The 14,668-nt window shown below is 72.7% G+C and carries 17 protein-coding genes and 1 riboswitch; of the genes, 10 read left to right on the forward strand and 7 right to left on the reverse strand.

The genetic code is table 11. The annotated features are described in order from the left end of the window. Nucleotides 1-3: 3 nt before the first annotated feature. Complete coding sequence (locus ACQPZ4_RS16240) at nucleotides 4-312, reverse strand: ribosomal protein L7/L12 (RefSeq protein ID WP_433061268.1); 309 nt, start codon at nucleotides 310-312, stop codon at nucleotides 4-6. 70 nt (nucleotides 313-382) lie between these two features. Between ACQPZ4_RS16240 and ACQPZ4_RS16245 the strand changes: the two genes are divergently transcribed. Together ACQPZ4_RS16245 and ACQPZ4_RS16250 are read left to right on the forward strand one after the other, a co-directional pair. Beyond that, nucleotides 383-718, forward strand: coding sequence for an ArsR/SmtB family transcription factor (locus ACQPZ4_RS16245; RefSeq protein WP_433061271.1), 336 nt, complete (start codon nucleotides 383-385; stop codon nucleotides 716-718). Next, complete coding sequence (locus ACQPZ4_RS16250) at nucleotides 715-1,356, forward strand: SRPBCC family protein (RefSeq protein ID WP_433061274.1); 642 nt, start codon at nucleotides 715-717, stop codon at nucleotides 1,354-1,356. The genes ACQPZ4_RS16245 and ACQPZ4_RS16250 overlap by 4 nt, the downstream gene beginning before the upstream one ends. Before the next feature lies 1 nt (nucleotide 1,357). Here the strand turns inward: ACQPZ4_RS16250 and ACQPZ4_RS16255 are convergent, their stop codons facing one another. After that, nucleotides 1,358-1,840, reverse strand: coding sequence for an HAD domain-containing protein (locus tag ACQPZ4_RS16255; RefSeq protein ID WP_433061277.1), 483 nt, complete (start codon nucleotides 1,838-1,840; stop codon nucleotides 1,358-1,360). A 55-nt stretch (nucleotides 1,841-1,895) separates the two neighbouring features. Here ACQPZ4_RS16255 and ACQPZ4_RS16260 point away from each other — a divergent pair, with 55 nt between their 5' ends. Genes ACQPZ4_RS16260 through ACQPZ4_RS16270 form a run of 3 tightly spaced genes read left to right on the forward strand, consistent with a single transcriptional unit; the run spans nucleotide 1,896 to nucleotide 3,882 of the window. Further along, a complete protein-coding gene (locus ACQPZ4_RS16260) occupies nucleotides 1,896-2,456 on the forward strand; it encodes a dihydrofolate reductase family protein (RefSeq protein WP_433061280.1) in 561 nt (186 codons plus the stop codon). A gap of 32 nt (nucleotides 2,457-2,488) precedes the next feature. Then, the gene (locus tag ACQPZ4_RS16265) at nucleotides 2,489-2,827 is read left to right on the forward strand and encodes a PadR family transcriptional regulator (protein ID WP_433061283.1); all 339 of its coding nucleotides are present in this window, start codon (nucleotides 2,489-2,491) and stop codon (nucleotides 2,825-2,827) included. Beyond that, complete coding sequence (locus ACQPZ4_RS16270; protein WP_433061286.1) at nucleotides 2,824-3,882, forward strand: hypothetical protein; 1,059 nt, start codon at nucleotides 2,824-2,826, stop codon at nucleotides 3,880-3,882. The genes ACQPZ4_RS16265 and ACQPZ4_RS16270 overlap by 4 nt, the downstream gene beginning before the upstream one ends. Nucleotides 3,883-3,884: 2 nt before the next feature. On the opposite strand, the gene ACQPZ4_RS16275 is transcribed toward ACQPZ4_RS16270, so the two are convergent. Genes ACQPZ4_RS16275 through ACQPZ4_RS16285 form a run of 3 tightly spaced genes read right to left on the reverse strand, consistent with a single transcriptional unit; the run spans nucleotide 3,885 to nucleotide 6,677 of the window. After that, a complete protein-coding gene (locus tag ACQPZ4_RS16275; protein ID WP_433061288.1) occupies nucleotides 3,885-5,120 on the reverse strand; it encodes a serine hydrolase domain-containing protein in 1,236 nt (411 codons plus the stop codon). Nucleotides 5,121-5,169: 49 nt separating this feature from the next. Then, the gene (locus ACQPZ4_RS16280; RefSeq protein WP_433061291.1) at nucleotides 5,170-6,150 is read right to left on the reverse strand and encodes a hypothetical protein; all 981 of its coding nucleotides are present in this window, start codon (nucleotides 6,148-6,150) and stop codon (nucleotides 5,170-5,172) included. Next, nucleotides 6,150-6,677 carry an RNA polymerase sigma factor gene (locus tag ACQPZ4_RS16285; protein WP_433061294.1) on the reverse strand — a complete coding sequence of 176 codons (528 nt, stop codon included), beginning with the start codon at nucleotides 6,675-6,677 and terminating at the stop codon, nucleotides 6,150-6,152. The genes ACQPZ4_RS16280 and ACQPZ4_RS16285 overlap by 1 nt, the downstream gene beginning before the upstream one ends. A gap of 136 nt (nucleotides 6,678-6,813) precedes the next feature. On the opposite strand from ACQPZ4_RS16285, the gene ACQPZ4_RS16290 reads away from it, so the two are divergent. Next, nucleotides 6,814-7,245: a hypothetical protein gene (locus tag ACQPZ4_RS16290; RefSeq protein ID WP_433061297.1), complete on the forward strand. Its 432-nt coding sequence runs from the start codon at nucleotides 6,814-6,816 to the stop codon at nucleotides 7,243-7,245. A gap of 33 nt (nucleotides 7,246-7,278) precedes the next feature. Here the strand turns inward: ACQPZ4_RS16290 and ACQPZ4_RS16295 are convergent, their stop codons facing one another. Beyond that, entirely contained in the window at nucleotides 7,279-7,713 is a 435-nt protein-coding gene (locus ACQPZ4_RS16295; protein ID WP_433061300.1) for a hypothetical protein, read from the reverse strand. After that, complete coding sequence (locus ACQPZ4_RS16300) at nucleotides 7,710-9,665, reverse strand: Hsp70 family protein (RefSeq protein ID WP_433061303.1); 1,956 nt, start codon at nucleotides 9,663-9,665, stop codon at nucleotides 7,710-7,712. The genes ACQPZ4_RS16295 and ACQPZ4_RS16300 overlap by 4 nt, the downstream gene beginning before the upstream one ends. Nucleotides 9,666-9,784: 119 nt before the next feature. Here ACQPZ4_RS16300 and ACQPZ4_RS16305 point away from each other — a divergent pair, with 119 nt between their 5' ends. The 4 genes from ACQPZ4_RS16305 (at nucleotide 9,785) to ACQPZ4_RS16320 (ending at nucleotide 14,648) form a co-directional block, all read left to right on the forward strand. Beyond that, nucleotides 9,785-10,345: a TetR/AcrR family transcriptional regulator gene (locus tag ACQPZ4_RS16305; protein WP_433061305.1), complete on the forward strand. Its 561-nt coding sequence runs from the start codon at nucleotides 9,785-9,787 to the stop codon at nucleotides 10,343-10,345. Further along, a complete protein-coding gene (locus tag ACQPZ4_RS16310; RefSeq protein WP_433061308.1) occupies nucleotides 10,342-10,986 on the forward strand; it encodes a maleylpyruvate isomerase family mycothiol-dependent enzyme in 645 nt (214 codons plus the stop codon). Before ACQPZ4_RS16305 ends, ACQPZ4_RS16310 begins: the two co-directional genes overlap by 4 nt. 10 nt (nucleotides 10,987-10,996) lie before the next feature. Further along, nucleotides 10,997-11,881: an ABC transporter substrate-binding protein gene (locus ACQPZ4_RS16315; RefSeq protein WP_433061311.1), complete on the forward strand. Its 885-nt coding sequence runs from the start codon at nucleotides 10,997-10,999 to the stop codon at nucleotides 11,879-11,881. A 56-nt stretch (nucleotides 11,882-11,937) separates the two neighbouring features. After that, a riboswitch (cobalamin riboswitch) is annotated at nucleotides 11,938-12,145 on the forward strand. A gap of 64 nt (nucleotides 12,146-12,209) precedes the next feature. Next, nucleotides 12,210-14,648, forward strand: coding sequence for a ribonucleoside-diphosphate reductase subunit alpha (locus ACQPZ4_RS16320; protein WP_433061314.1), 2,439 nt, complete (start codon nucleotides 12,210-12,212; stop codon nucleotides 14,646-14,648). Nucleotides 14,649-14,668: the final 20 nt, after the last annotated feature.

Here is a 14,668-nt window from a genome sequence, read left to right on the forward strand (position 1 = left end):
GGCTCACATCAGCCCGTAGCGGCGGCCGAGCGCCTCGACCTCGTCCTTGGCGTCCTTCAGGCCGAGGCCGGTGATTTCACGGTACCGCTTGATCGCCTGGATCTTCCGCCCCTGCCGCAGCTCCTCGAGCACCATCGGGTCCGCCTCCGGCTCCGGCTCGACGATGCCGAGATGGTCCATGATCAGGTCCAGCTTGCGCTCGATCGCGACCAGGCGGCGGGTGGTCTGCGGGTCCTCGCCGCGCCGGCCGGTCAGCAGGGACACGCCGGTGATCACGATGACGGTGAAGGCGAGCGCCACGAGCCAGTCCATCCCGCTATTGAACCGTACCGGCGCTATTTCAGTCTTGACTTATATAAGCGCTCGGTGACATTCTCGGTCCGTGCACGCGTTCGACGTGCTCGGCGACCCCGTCCGCCGCCGGATTCTCGAGCTGCTCGCCGACGGTGAGCAGCCCGCCGGCGCGATCAGCGAGGCCGTCCGGGCCGAGTTCGGCATCTCCCAGCCGGCCGTCTCCCAGCACCTCAAGGTGCTGCGCGAGGCCGGCTTCACCACGGTGCGGGCGGAGGGCACCCGCCGCCTGTACGCCGTGGACGCCACCCCGCTCCAGCAGGTCGACGCCTGGCTGGAGCGGTTCCGCGGCTTCTGGACCCAGCGCCTGGACGCCCTGGCCACCGAGCTGGCCCGGGGCCGGCGCCAACGCAAGGAGGACCCGTGATCGACCTGGTCAACCAGATCAACGCCACCCACCGCGAGCTCGGCACCGCCCCGCTGTCCACCGGCGGTTCGGGCCGGTCGCTGCTGCTGCGCCGCACGTACGACGCGACCGTCGACGACGTCTGGGACGCCTGCACCGACCCCGAACGGCTGGCCCGCTGGCTGGCGCCGGTCGAGGGCGACCTGCGGCTGGGCGGGAAGTACCAGCTGCAGGGCAACGCGGGCGGCCAGATCCAGCGCTGCTCGCCACCGTCGCTGCTGCGCGTCACCTGGGCGTTCGGCGAGGGCATGGACACCGAGGTGGAGCTGCGCCTGTCGCCGTCCGGCGACGATCGGACCGACCTCGAGCTGGAGCACTCGTCGCCGGCCGAGATCGTGGACGCGATGGTCGCCCAGTACGGCCCGGGCGGCACCCTCGGCATCGGGGGCGGCTGGGACCTGGCCCTGGCCGGGCTGTTCATGCACCTGTCGGGCGCGGACTACGACCCGGCCACGTGGCAGGACACGCCGCAGGCCAAGGCGTTCGCGTCGGGCAGCCTCGACGCCTGGGGCGCGGTCGTGCAGGCCGCGTGGGGTACGAGCGACGAGGACCTGGCCGGGGCGCTCGCCTTCGCGAAGGCGCACTTCGCCCCGGAGTGACTCAACCGGCCGCCGCCCAGTCCCGGATCGCCGCGAAGTCGGCGGCGGTGAGGCCCGCGCGGCCGTCGACGCGGTGCAGCAGCGCCCGGGCCGGGTGGTGGCGGGCGACCCAGGCGCGGTCGGCCGCGGTGAGCTCGTCGTCGACCCAGACGAACGGCCGCCCGGCCGCCCACGCCACCAGGTCCCGGGTCTTCCAGTGCTCCGGCCCGTCGGAGTCGCGGTCGGAGAACGTCACGAGCGGCAGCGCCGGCAGGCCGAGCAGCGGCGCGATGACCTCGTTGGCGTCTTCGGCCCAGGTGGTCGCCCACACCAGGTCGCAGCCGAGGCCGAGCAGGCGCGGGCCGTCGCCGGGGTCGGCGCGCAGCAGCAGCGGGTTGCCGTAGCGGCGGGCCGCGGCCTCGGCCGCCGGGTGCGGCTCCGCCCCGCGGTGGGCCAGCGGGACGAGGGGTCCGTCGACGTCGAGGAACAGCAGCGGCGGCGGCATGGAGAAATTCTGCGCGATCGTGTCGAGGGGCCGCGATCGGCTCCGACAATAGGGCATGAGCAACCTCATCTATTGGGTGCACGCGTCGGTCGACGGCTTCATCGACGGGCCGAACGGCGAGTTCGACTGGCCGGTCATGGGGCCGGAGCTGTCCGCGTACTCCGAGGCGCTGGACGAGCGCGTCGGCACGCTGCTGTACGGGCGGCCGGTCTGGGACATGATGGTCGGCTTCTGGCCCCGCGCCGAGGAGTTCGACCAGGGATCGCACACCAAGGCCTTCGCGCCGTTCTGGCGGGCCACGCCGAAGGTGGTCTGCTCGCGCACCTTCGCCGGCGACGAGTGGACCGACCGCGTCATCGGCGACGACCTCCCCGGGGCGATCCGGGCGCTCAAGGCCGAGGCCGGCGCCGACGTCCTGCTCACCGGCGGGTCCGGGCTCGCCGCCGCGCTCACGGAGCACGGACTGATCGACGAGTACCACGTGGCGGTACACCCGGTGGTGCTCGGCGGCGGCCGCCCGCTGTTCCGCGAGCCGGGCCGGCGGCTCAACCTGCACATGGAGCGCTCGCGGGTGGTCGACGGGCGGATCGTCATCACCCACTACCGCCCGAGCTAGGCATATACCTAACTTAGATATATGCTCGAACCATGCCACTCAAGGAGTCGGCCTTCCACATCCTGTCGGCGCTCGCGGCCGAGCCCACGCACGGGTACGGGATCATGAAGGACGTCGAGCAGCAGTCGGACGGCGCCGTGCGGCTGCGCCCCGGGACCCTCTACGCCGTGCTCGCCGAACTGGTCGAGGACGGGCTCATCGAGATCGCCGCCGAGGAGGTGGTGCAGTCGCGGCTGCGGCGCACCTACCGGCTCACGGCGGCCGGGGCGCAGCGGCTCGCCGGCGAGGTCGAGCGCCGCCGCACCGCCGCCAACACGGCCGGGCGCCGGCTGCGCAACAGCGGGCTGCTCGCGGGCGGAGGTGTGGCGTGACGACACCGCTGGAGGTGCGCTACGAGCGGCTGCTGCGGCTGTACCCGGCCGCGTTCCGCCGCGCGCACGGCGAGGACATGCTCGGCACGATGCTGGCCGACGCGGGGGAGCGGCGCCGCTGGCCCCGGCCCGGCGACGCGGCCGACATCGCCTTCCACGCGCTGCGGCTGCGGCTGTTCAAGCGCCCGACCGGCGGCCTGCTGGGACCCGGCTGGGCCGACGCCTGCGCGCTCATCGGGCCCCTGGCCGCGTTCGCCATCCTGGTGCTGAGCGCGACGAAGGCGCTGCGGCTCACGATGTTCTCCGGCTCCACGCTGCTCATCCAGATCGCCGCCTGGGGCCTGGTCACCGTGGCCGCGTTCGCCGGGCTGCACCGGGTCGCGGTCTGGCTCGGCTGGGTCGCGTTCCTCACCGAGGTCGTGCCCATGGTGCGGCAGTTCACCGCCGACCCGGTGCCGGTGGTGTACGCCCTGTGGTGGTTCGTCGCCGCGCTCGTCGCAGCCCTCGCCCTCACCGCCGCCGGCCCCCGCAGCCCGTGGGCGGTCGCCGGGCGCCGGCGCCTCGCCGTCCTGCTCGGTGCGCCGCTGTTCATGGGCGCCCTCGGGGTGATCGCCGGCTCGGGCATCCTCATGCGCGGGTACGACGGCGGCAGCTACAGCGCGCTCTACCTGTCCGACCTCATCGGCGCGGCCGGCGGCTCCTTCGCGGTCGAGGCCACCGGCCCCGCCGTGCTGTGGCTGATGCTCGGCGGCATCGTCGCGGCCGCGATCGCGTTCGCCGTCGCGCTCGCACGGCTGCCCGGCCCGATCCGCCGCCGCCTGCTCGTGGCCGCGGCGCCGGTGGTCACCATGCTCGAACTCGTCAACCTCACGTTCAACGGCTGGGCGGTGTCCACCATGCAGCGGGGTCACGTGATCCCGCTCGTGTTCGGGCAGTGGGCCGCGCTGGTCCTGCTGCCGCTGCTGGTGTTCCTCCTCGGCGTGTGGTGGGTCCGCCGCCGCGACGAGACCTCGCGTCTCGCCGCGATCGGCGCCCGGGTCGAGCGCGAGTCCTGAAACTACGGGCGCTGGCTCCGCTCGCCCAGCACGGTGCGGAACAGCGCCTCGCGCAGCGCCAGCTCGCGGGGGTCGTCCCAGAGGTGGAAGCCGGCGCGGTTCATCGCGTACGCGAAGCCGACGCCGGTCTCCGGGTCCGCGAAGCCGAACGAGCCGCCGGCGCCCGGCGTGCCGAACGCGCGATCCCCGGCGGCGCCGAAGCGGAAGGCGGGGAACGGCTTCACGTAGCCGAGCGAGAACTGGGTGGGCACGCGCAGTACGACATCATCGAGACCGCCGGTGGGGGGCTGGGCCGGCTGGATCAGCGCGTCGAGGGTTGCCGCGGTCAGCCCCAGGGCCGTCCCGCCGGTCGCGGCGTCGCCGTAGACGCGGGCGATCGCGCGGGCCTCGCCGGTGCCGTTCGCGGCGGGCAGTTCGAGGCGCCGCACCTCCGGCAGGTTGTAGTTGCCGGTCTCGCTGAGGACCTTGGGATTGGCGAACGAACGGGCCGTGACGCTGCGCGGGTTGAGGAAGCCGAGCACGAACCCGCGCGGCATCGTGCCCATGTGCAGCAGCAGCTCGGCCGGCTTGAAGCCGTGGACGGTCGCGATCCGCTCCGGGTCGACGGCGTCGGGGACGCCGATGTGGAACTCGGCGCCGAGCGGTCCGGCGATCTCCTCGGCGAAGAAGCGTCCGAGGGTACGGTGGGCAGGATCGACCCGCCGCAGCAGCTCGCCCTCGTACCAGCCGAGCGAGATGGCGTGATAGCCGTGCCGGGTCCCGGGCGCCCAGGCGGGCCGTTGCGCCGCGAGGGCCGCCGCGACCACGTCCAGGTCGGCGAGGTCGGACACGCTCAGCGGCCGGTCGATGGCGGGCAGGCCGGCCTGGTGGGCGAGCAGCTGGCGTACCGTCACCGCTGCTTTTCCGCCGGCCGCGAACTCGGGCCAGTAGGTCGCGACCGGCTCGTCGTGCGCGATCCAGCCGCGGGCGTGCGCGACGGCGATCGCGAGCCCGGACACGCCCTTGGTCGTCGAGAACACGGTGACGAGCGTGTCCTCGCGCCACGGCTCGCGGCGGCGGCCGTCGCGGTAGCCGCCCCACAGGTCGACGACCTTCTGCCCGTCGCGGTAGACGGCGCAGGCCGCCCCGATCTCGCCCCGCTCGGCGAAGTTCCGGCGGAACGCGTCGGCCACCGGGCCGTACCCCTCATCGACGCCGCCGCTGATGAGCTCCTGCGGCACGTCCACCTTGAGCACCATGCCGGCCGACGATACGCCGTCGGCCGGGCATTCGGCACTGTCCGTGCATCTACTGTGTGTCGCCGACCTTGTCCACGATGACCGCCTTGGTGTAGATCACCTGGCGGAACAGGTCGCCGACCCGGGTGTAGTCGTCGTTGCCGCGCTCGTCGGTGACGTGCCGCTCGGCGATGGCGACCTCGCGCTCGCCGATCAGCCGGTAGGTGGCCGGGTCGAACAGCAGCTCCTGGGCCAGGAACCCCTGCTCGACCCGGCCGAGGCCGATCGCCGGGCGCCCGTCGAGGTTCACCGCGTCCGGGTTGAGCCGCACCCCGTCGCCCTTCGCGAGCGCGCCGTAGAAGGCCGCCTCCACCTTGGGCGGCAGCACGTACTGGCCGAGCAGCCGGTCCAGGTCGACGCCGAAGTTCTTCGGGGCCTTGTCCCAGGCGAGTACCTTGTCCGGCGTGTCGAGCTTCTCGAGCTGGGCGTAGTCGAGCTGGCTCCAGCTGACGTTGCCGCCCTGCTCGTACACCTCCAGCTTGCCGCTCTCGTTCGTGGCCATCACCTTGGCGTCGATGCGCTTCCAGTTCTGGCTGGTGATCACCCGCGTGCTGCCGGGCCGGATCGGGTCGTTGGGGTGCTCGCGCTCGAACGCGGCGTCGTTGCGCAGCTCCTGCGCCTCGTTGTACATGAACTGGTCCGGCCGCGGGTCGGCCCACGGCTTGTGGGTGGCCGCCCAGGCCGCGTTGGTCAGCACCTCGGCCGCGCTGGCGGGCTTGGGGAACGGCAGCCCGACGGTCGAGTAGCCCTTGCCGCTGTCGTCGACCGTGCCGAGGTTCTCCACCGCGACGACGCCGATGACCGCCGCGGCCGCCGCAGCCGCCGTGAGGGCGACCCGGAAGGCCCATCGCTTGTGTACCGTACGAGGCGCCACCGCAACCGGCTTGTCCTCCATGTGCCGCATCAGGGCCGCGCGGGCCCCGTCGCGCGCGTGCGGCCGGGGCGCGGGATCGGGCCCGAACGCCTCCCGCAGTGCCGTCATCTCATCCATCACTGAGCCACCTCCGAGTCGAGTTCCAGGGCCTTGCGCATCTCCTGGCGGGCGCGGTGCAGGCGGGAGCGCGCGGTGCCGGGCGGGATGCCCAGGGCCGCGGCCGCCTCCTGCTGGTTCAGGCCGGCCCACGCGACGAGCAGCAGCACGTCGCGGTCGGCCAGCGACAGGCGGTTGAGGGCGGCGGCGAGCCGGCCGCGCGCCCCGCCGGCGTCGACCCGTCCCGGCACCAGCTCCGTGTCGTCCGGCCCGCTGTCGGGCTCGGCGCTGCGGGCGAACGCCTTGAGCCGGCGCGCCTCGGCCCGCGAGTGGCGCATGATCAGGTTCGAGGCGATGCCGTACAGCCACGGCCGCACGTCCCCGCGCGCCGCATCGAACCCGTCCCGCCGGTCGTAGGCGACCAGGAACGTCTCCGACGCCACGTCCTCGGCCAGATCCGGCCCGAGGCGCCGCGCGGCGTAGGCGTAGATGTGCTCGTAGTGGCGGTCGAAGACCTCCGCGAACCGGTCCTGGAGCAGCTCCCTCACACCACCTGTTCGCCGATCGGCGGCAAAGTGTTCGCGCCCTCCGGTGGTGGCACGTTTCCGGGATTCGACGGTCCCGGGTTCGCCGTAACTTTAGTGGTGTCACCAGCGACAACCACTTCCCAGGGGGATACCGAAGATGAGCGACATCGACACCTACGACGGCGGCGACTCCGGCCACGGCGACGTGGACTACGGCCACTACTCGGCCGGCCAGGAGCACGACGCCCTCGACCAGCTGCACCAGGCCCAGGGCTCGGAGCACGACGCGCAGTCGCAGTTCGGCGTGTACGAGAACGACCACCACGCGCAGGAGTCGACCGACTTCTCGACCGGCAACCACGTCGAGTACGACCAGCCGGCCGCGGTGCACTACGAGGCCGACAACTACACCAACTACAGCCACGACGCGTCCGAGGACGACCACGTCTTCGCCGCCGAGGGCTCCGAGTCCTCGCACTCCGCCGAGTTCTCCGAGCTCGACGCCCTGTCGCAGCGCTTCGACGCCGCGTTCGCCGAGGGCACCCAGTTCCACGGCGAGGGCGGCCAGTACGGCGTCGCCGCCAACTAGCACTTCCAAGGGCTACCCCTGGCTCGAGGCCGGTCACCGTCGCGGTGGCCGGCCTTCGCCATGTCCGCCGTCACCGTGCCGGTTTTCGCCGCGCCGCCGCAGCAGCAGGAAGACGAGGCCGGCCAGTGCCGCGACGGCGACGAGTACGCCGGTGAGGGTGGCGGCCGGGTTCACCTCGTGCACCGTGTCGCCGTCCAGGGTGGCGGGGAGGGCGGCGCCCGGCGGCTCGGCGAACGTCTCGGTGAAGGTCGCCTCGCGGTGTACCGAGCCGTCGGCCGACGTGAACTCGCCGGTGCAGTCGTAGTGGCGGCTGCGGCCCGCGTACGCCGCGGTGCAGGCCCGCACGGTGATCGTGCCGCGGGTTCCCGTCGCGTAGTGGACCAGGTCGGCCGCGACCGCGCCGCCCGCGCACAGGGCCAGGACGGCCAGCAGGCCCGCCATGATCAGCAATGCGCGGCGACGGTTCATTTCGCCATGGCCGCCACGGTCTTGGCGAACGTCGCCTTCGTGGCGGCGATGGTCCGCTCGCGCAGGTCGTCCTTCTCCTGCTGGCTCCAGGCGGCGCCGTCGCCGCGGATGGCGACGAAGTACGTGTCGATCCGGAAGTTGCTGTCGCGCATGGCCACGTTCAGCTTCAGCTGCCCCTGGTCCTGGGTGCCGCCGGTGCCCGTGGTCTCCCAGGCGATCGCCGCCTCGCCCAGGCCGGTGACCGGGGCGTTCGGGCCGGCCAGCTTGGCGTTGGCCTCGCCGGTGGCCTGCTGGCTCTCGGCCAGGGAGACGTCGTTGTACGCGTAGACGAGGAACGAGATGTTCGCCGTGCGCTGCTGCTTCGAATCGCCCAGGGCGCGCACACGGCTGTACTGGCAGCTGGTCGAGTTCGCGACCGAGTTGGGCGAGCGGGACGCGTACGGCTTGGCGAGCTCGCCCTCGTACAGGTCGAAGTACTGGGTCGCGTCCGAGGCCTTGCACTCGTCCTCGGGCAACTTCTCCAGCGCGTACTTCCCAGGGCCGCCCGCCTTCTGGGCACCCGCGGTGGCAGCGGGTGTGGTCGGGCCGGTCGGGCCCGGGTCGCCGGTCCGGTCCTTGGCGAAGACGTAGACGTATGCGGTGGCGGTGCCGGCCACGAGGAGTACACCCGCGAGCACCATCGCGATGAGGACCGCCGGCGACGGACCGCGCCGCCTCGGCGCCGGTGCCGGTAGCGGCGGGGGCATGACCGGGGTGAAGGGGCGTTGCGGGGTCAGGGGCTGGCCGGTGGCGGCGGCCGGGGAGACCGGGGCGGCCGCGAACACGGGTGACGACACCGGGGTGGCCGGCGCCGTGAACTCGCCGGTGGTCGGGTAGGGCGCGCCCGAGGCCGGGACCGCGGAGACCGGGGCGGCGTTCGGGGTGCGGTTGACGTAGAGGGAGCCCTCGGCCACCACCAGTTCGGGCTGTTCGGCGACGACCGGGGCGATGCCCAGGGCCTCGTGCAGCATGGTGGCCACGAGCGGGATGCGGCTCGAGCCGCCGACCAGGAACAGCCCGGCGATCGCGGCGGTGCCGACGCCGGACTCGTTGACCAGGGCGCGGGTCATCGAGACGGTCGAGCGCAGTACCGGGCGGGTGAGGCCCTCCAGCTGCTCGCGGCCCAGCGGCACCTCGCGGCCGAGCGCGGGGATGCCGACCACGGTGCCGCTGGCCCGGGAGAGCATCTCCTTGGCCGAGCGGACGTCGTCCCAGAGCCGGCTGCGGGTGGCCGGGTCCGTCCACAGCTGGCCGTACGTGGCCTGCAGGAACCCGATGATCGCGGCGTCCACGTCCAGGCCGCCGACGTCGTTGAGGCCGTCCGAGGCGACCTGCTCGAAGCCGGTCGGGGTGCGCCGCAGCAGGGTGACGTCGCAGGTGCCGGCGCCGAGGTCGTACACGAGCACGCACGCCCCGAGCGGGAGCGCGGCGCCGCGGGTGTGCGCGAAGTACGTGGCGGCGGCGGTCGGCTCGCCCACCAGTTCGATGTTCACGAACCCGGCGTGGCGGGCGGCGTCGACGAGCAGCGCGCGGCGGTTCTGGCCCCAGTTCGCGGGGTGGGTGAGCACCACGTCCTGGACCGGCCCGGCGACCCGCGCGGCCTCGCGGGCGACCCGGCCGAGCACCGCGACGATCAGGTCGCGCACCCCGACCTCGGCCGCGCCGAGCAGCACCGCGGTGTCGTCGATGCGGCGCTTCGGGTTCGGCTCCATCCGCTCGGGGGCGCTGCGGGCCAGGTGAGCGGCGTCGCGGCCGGTGTGCAGCTGCCCGTCGGGGCCGAGCAGGACGGCGGAGGACAGCAGCGGCGAGCCGTCGAACAGCAGCGGCTGCACCCGCGCGTCGGGGCGCTGCAGCATCGCGATCGTGGTGGAGGTGCCGAAGTCGATCCCGAGGCGCAGGCGCGCAGCTGTCATGGTCGGCGAGGATAACAGTCGGTCACCTGGCGGAAAGCCGGTAATCGGTCTCTTCCCCGGGCAACTTGGCCCGAGACTACATCTGTAGTTCCCGGCACTACAGATGTAGTCTCGGTCGCATGCGGACCCGGCGGGAGCGGTTGCTGGACGCGGCGATCGAGGTCATCGGCACGGGCGGCATCCGGGCGCTCACCCACCGGGCCGTCGACGCCGGGGCCGGGCTGCCGGTCGGCTCGGCGTCCAACCTGTTCCGCACCCGCGAGGCGCTCATCGACGCGGTCGTGCGGCGCTTCGCCGAGCGCGAGCAGGCCAACTGGGAGCGCATCGCCACCGTGGTGGTGCCGGAGAGCCCGTCCGAGCTGGCCGAGGTGCTCAGCCGGTTCGCGAAGCTGAGCACGGGGCCGCAGCGGTCGCTGACCCTGGCGCGGTACGCGATCCTCCTCGAGGCCGCCATCCGCCCCGAACTGCGCGCCCAGCTGCTGGAGACCGGCGCCCGCGTGAACGCCTGGGCCACCCACTGGGTCCGCGCGAGCGGCTCGGCCGACCCCGACCGCGACGCCTCGCTGATCATGAACTACTGGACCGGGCTGGTGCTGCACCAGCTCGCCATGCCGGATCCCGCCTTCGACCCGACGGCCCGCCTGCGCGCGCTCGTCCTCGCTCTGGAGGTACCGCGATGAAGTTCTCCTGGTGGCCGGCCGTCGACGAGCAACGCGCGGCGGTCGCCGACCTGCTCGCGTCGCTCACGCCCGACGAGTGGTCGCACCCCTCACTCTGTACACAGTGGACCGTCCGCGAGGTGGCCGCCCACCTCACCCTGCAGCAGCTGACCGTGCGCGACCTGCTGGCCCGCACGCCCCTCCTGGTCCGGGCCAAGGGCAACCTCGACCGCGGCATCCACGACATGGCCGTGGCCCGGACCGCCGAGGTCGACGACGCCGGCCTGGTCGCCCTGATTCGCGCCTCGATCGGCTCGCGGCGCGCGCAGACCGGCGTCACCCCGTACGAGACCCTGACCGACATGCTCGTGCACGGCCAGGACATCGCCATCCCCCTCGGCCGCGACCTGCCGATGCCCCCCGACGCCGCCGCGGCCGCCGCGACGCGCATGATGACGATGCACTGGCCGCGCCCGTTTCCCATCAAAAAGACCCTGCTCCGGTACTCCCTGCTGGCCGACGACACCGCCTGGCAGTTCGGCAACGGCCCGGCGATCGAGGGCCCGATGAGCGCGCTGCTCCTCCTGGTCTGCGGCCGCCTCGCCGCTCTGGATCAGCTGCGAGGCCCGGGACTGGAATCGCTGCGGGCGGGCGCGGCATAGGGTCGGGGGTATGCGCCTGGTGTCGTTGCTGCCGTCGGCCACCGAGATCGTCTATGCCCTCGGCCTCGGTGAGCGGCTCGTCGGGGTCACGTTCGAGTGCGACGAGCCGCCCGCCGCGCGGACCGAGAAGACCGTCGTGGTGGGCGGGCGTGACACCAAGGGGATGAGGCCGGGCGAGATCGACGCCTACGTGCGCGACCAGTTCGCGGCCGGCGCGGACCTCTACACGCTGCACGCCGGCGCCCTGGCCGCGCTCGCGCCCGACCTCATCCTCACCCAGGACCTGTGCCGCGTCTGCGCCCTGCCGTCCGGCCACGTCGAGGACGCTCTCGACCACCTCGGCTGCCGCGCCGACGTGCTGTCCCTCGACCCGCACACGCTCGACGAGGTGCTGGGGACGATCGCGACGGTGGGGGAGCGGGCCGGGGTACCGGAGCGGGCCGCCGCCGTCGTCGCCCACCTCCGGTCCCGGCTCGACGCCGTCGCCGAGCGGGTCTCGGGGCGCGCCCGGCCGCGGGTGGCGGTCGTCGAGTGGGTCGATCCGCCGTTCACCGCCGGGCACTGGGTCCCCGACCTCGTGACCGCCGCCGGTGGCGAGCCCGTGGCGGCCCGCCCGGGCGCGCGGTCGGTGCAGGTCGACTGGTCCGAGCTGACCGGCGCGCACCCCGACGTCGTGGTCGTCACGCCGTGCGGCTTCCATCTGGACGGGGCCGCCGAGCAGGCCGCGCTCGTCGCCCCGCGGTTCCCGGACGCGCAGGTCTGGGCCATCGACGCCGACGGCATCGTGGTGCGGCCCGGCCCCCGCCTGATCGATGGCGTCGAGGCCCTCGCCGCGATCCTGCACCCGGACGCCGCCGCCCCGGCGCCGTCCGGCTCCATCCGCCGCGTGCGCTGAAATCTGCGCGACACGCCACAAGGGATAGTGGCGTGCATTCGTGGCGGTACCCATATATGGTGGTGACCGTAGCTGGTTCGGCCACTCTTCCAGGGTGGCCGAGGCAAGAGGGAACCCGGTGCGAATCCGGGACTGCCCCGCAGCGGTCAGTGGGAACGACAGCCGTCATGTGCACTGGGCTCGATCAAGCCTGGGAAGCGACGGCCAGTAGGCATGCGCTCGGCGCCCACGAGTCCGAAGACCTGCCAGCGCGCCGCGCACCGATGAGGGTGGGCGGCGGTCGAAGGCCGCGCGGGACGGCCGACGCCGAGTGCCGGGCCCTGGCCGCATGCCGCCGCGGGGTACCGGTGGCGTCTCCGCGTGTCTTTTCGGCCGGAAACCGTCGAGGGCACGAGGAGAGGGAACGCGGATGCAGGTCCGGAAACGCAACGGCGACGCCGAAGCGGTGGACGTCAACAAGATCGTGCGTGCGGTCGAACGCTGGGCCGGGGACCTCGACGAGGTCGACCCGCTGCGCGTGGCGACCCGCACGATCAGCGGGCTGTACGACGGCGCGACCACCGCCGAGCTGGACAAGCTGTCGATCCAGACGGCGGCCGAGCTGATCGGGGAGGAGCCGCAGTACTCGCGGCTGGCGGCCCGGCTGCTCGCCGCGTACGTCGACAAGGAGGTGCGCGGGCAGGGGGTCGCGAGCTTCAGCCAGTCCATCGCGTACGCGCACCAGCAGGGGCTCATCGGCGACGACACGGCCGCGTTCGTGGGCCGCAACGCGCGTAAACTGGACGATGCCGTGGACCCGCAGGGGGACCTGCGCTTCGAGTACTTCGGGCTGCGCACGGTCGCGGACCGCTACCTGCTGCGCCATCCCGAGTCGCGGCTGGTGGTGGAGACGCCGCAGTACTGGCTGCTGCGCGTCGCCTGCGGCCTGTCCGAGACGCCGGCCGAGGCGATCGGGTTCTACCGGCTGATGTCGTCGCTGGCGTACCTGCCGAGCTCGCCGACGCTGTTCAACTCCGGCACCCGGCACACCCAGATGTCGAGCTGCTTCCTCGTGGACTCCCCGAAGGACGAGCTGGACTCCATTTACGAGCGGTACCACCAGGTCGCCAAGCTGTCGAAGTTCTCCGGCGGGATCGGCATCTCGTGGTCGCGCGTGCGGGGGCGGGGGGCGCTGATTCGCGGTACCAACGGGAAATCGAACGGCATCGTGCCCTTTCTGAAGACCCTGGACGCCGGGGTCGCCGCGGTGAATCAGGGCGGGCGGCGCAAGGGAGCGGCGTGCGTCTATCTGGAGCCGTGGCACCCGGACATCGAGGAGTTCCTCGAGCTGCGCGACAACACCGGCGAGGAGGCGCGCCGCACGCACAACCTGAACCTCGCGAACTGGATTCCGGACGAGTTCATGCGCCGCGTCGAGGCCGACGAGGAATGGTCGCTGGTCGACCCGTCCGACGCCCCGGAACTGCCCGACCTGTTCGGCGAGGCATTCGACGCCGCCTATCGCGTCGCCGAGAAGCGGGCGGTCCGCACCGTCAAGGCCCGCGACTTGTACGGCCGGATGATGCGCACCCTCGCGCAAACCGGCAACGGCTGGATGACGTTCAAGGACCGCTCCAACGCGCTGTCCAACCAGACCGGCGCACCGGGGAACACCATTCACCTGTCGAACCTGTGCACCGAGATCGTCGAGGTCAACAGCGACGGCGAGACCGCGGTGTGCAACCTCGGCTCGATCAACCTCGGCGCCCACGTGACCGCGGCCGGCGTCGACTGGGACAAGCTGCGCGCCACGGTCCGCACCGCGGTCGTCTTCCTGGACCGGGTCATCGACATCAACTACTACCCGTCCCAGCAGGCGGCGGCGTCGAACCCGCGCTGGCGCCCGGTCGGCCTCGGGCTGATGGGCCTGCAGGACGCGTTCTTCACGCTGGGCCTGCCGTTCGACTCGCCCGGCGCGCAGGAGCTCTCGACGCGCGTGCAGGAGGAGATCTTCCTGACCGCGCTGGAGACGTCGGCGGAGCTGGCCGAGCGGTTCGGCCCGCACCCCGCGTTCGCCGAGACCCGCGCCGCCAGCGGCGTGCTGCACCCGGACCTGTGGAACGCCGTCCCGGCCGCGGCTTCGGGTCAGCGCTGGCCGGCGCTGCGCACCCGGATCGCGGCGACCGGCCTGCGCAACTCGCTGCTGATCGCGATCGCCCCGACGGCGACGATCGCGTCGATCGCGGGCTGCTACGAGTGCATCGAGCCGCAGGTCTCCAACCTGTTCAAGCGCGAGACCATGTCCGGCGAGTTCCTGCAGATCAACACCTATCTGGTACGGGAGCTCAAGTCCCGCGGCCTCTGGACCGCCCCGATCCGCGAGCAGATCAAGCGGGCCGAGGGATCGATCCAGGGCATCACGGAGCTGCCGGCCGACGTCCGCGACCTGTACCGCACCGCCTGGGAGCTGCCGCAGCGCGCCCTGATCGACCTGGCCGCCGCACGCGCGCCGTACATCGACCAGTCGCAGTCGCTGAACCTGTTCATGAGCGCTCCCACGATCGGCAAGCTCTCCTCGATGTACCTGCACGCGTGGAAGTCCGGCCTGAAGACGACCTACTACCTGCGCTCCCGCCCGGCGACCCGGATCCAGCAGGCAACGGTCTCCATCGCGCCGCCTGTTGCTGTGGCGTCGACTGGTTCGTTGGGGCCGGCCCTGACCGTGGCCGACGCCGATGCGCTGGCCTGTTCCCTGGAGAACCCCGAGTCCTGCGAGGCCTGCCAGTGACCACCATCCCCGAACCGCGC

It is taken from the genome of Dactylosporangium sp. CS-033363 (assembly GCF_050942475.1).
GTDB lineage: Bacteria > Actinomycetota > Actinomycetes > Mycobacteriales > Micromonosporaceae > Dactylosporangium.

Coding starts and splice junctions, on each gene's coding strand:
- ACQPZ4_RS16240 (WP_433061268.1), bottom strand. CDS start 312: ATGGACTGGCTCGTGGCGCTCGCCTTCACCGTCATCGTGATCACCGGC.
- ACQPZ4_RS16255 (WP_433061277.1), bottom strand. CDS start 1,840: ATGCCGCCGCCGCTGCTGTTCCTCGACGTCGACGGACCCCTCGTCCCG.
- ACQPZ4_RS16260 (WP_433061280.1), top strand. CDS start 1,896: ATGAGCAACCTCATCTATTGGGTGCACGCGTCGGTCGACGGCTTCATC.
- ACQPZ4_RS16265 (WP_433061283.1), top strand. CDS start 2,489: ATGCCACTCAAGGAGTCGGCCTTCCACATCCTGTCGGCGCTCGCGGCC.
- ACQPZ4_RS16275 (WP_433061288.1), bottom strand. CDS start 5,120: ATGGTGCTCAAGGTGGACGTGCCGCAGGAGCTCATCAGCGGCGGCGTC.
- ACQPZ4_RS16280 (WP_433061291.1), bottom strand. CDS start 6,150: ATGGATGAGATGACGGCACTGCGGGAGGCGTTCGGGCCCGATCCCGCG.
- ACQPZ4_RS16290 (WP_433061297.1), top strand. CDS start 6,814: ATGAGCGACATCGACACCTACGACGGCGGCGACTCCGGCCACGGCGAC.
- ACQPZ4_RS16295 (WP_433061300.1), bottom strand. CDS start 7,713: ATGAACCGTCGCCGCGCATTGCTGATCATGGCGGGCCTGCTGGCCGTC.
- ACQPZ4_RS16300 (WP_433061303.1), bottom strand. CDS start 9,665: ATGACAGCTGCGCGCCTGCGCCTCGGGATCGACTTCGGCACCTCCACC.
- ACQPZ4_RS16305 (WP_433061305.1), top strand. CDS start 9,785: ATGCGGACCCGGCGGGAGCGGTTGCTGGACGCGGCGATCGAGGTCATC.
- ACQPZ4_RS16310 (WP_433061308.1), top strand. CDS start 10,342: ATGAAGTTCTCCTGGTGGCCGGCCGTCGACGAGCAACGCGCGGCGGTC.
- ACQPZ4_RS16315 (WP_433061311.1), top strand. CDS start 10,997: ATGCGCCTGGTGTCGTTGCTGCCGTCGGCCACCGAGATCGTCTATGCC.
- ACQPZ4_RS16320 (WP_433061314.1), top strand. CDS start 12,210: ATGCCGCCGCGGGGTACCGGTGGCGTCTCCGCGTGTCTTTTCGGCCGG.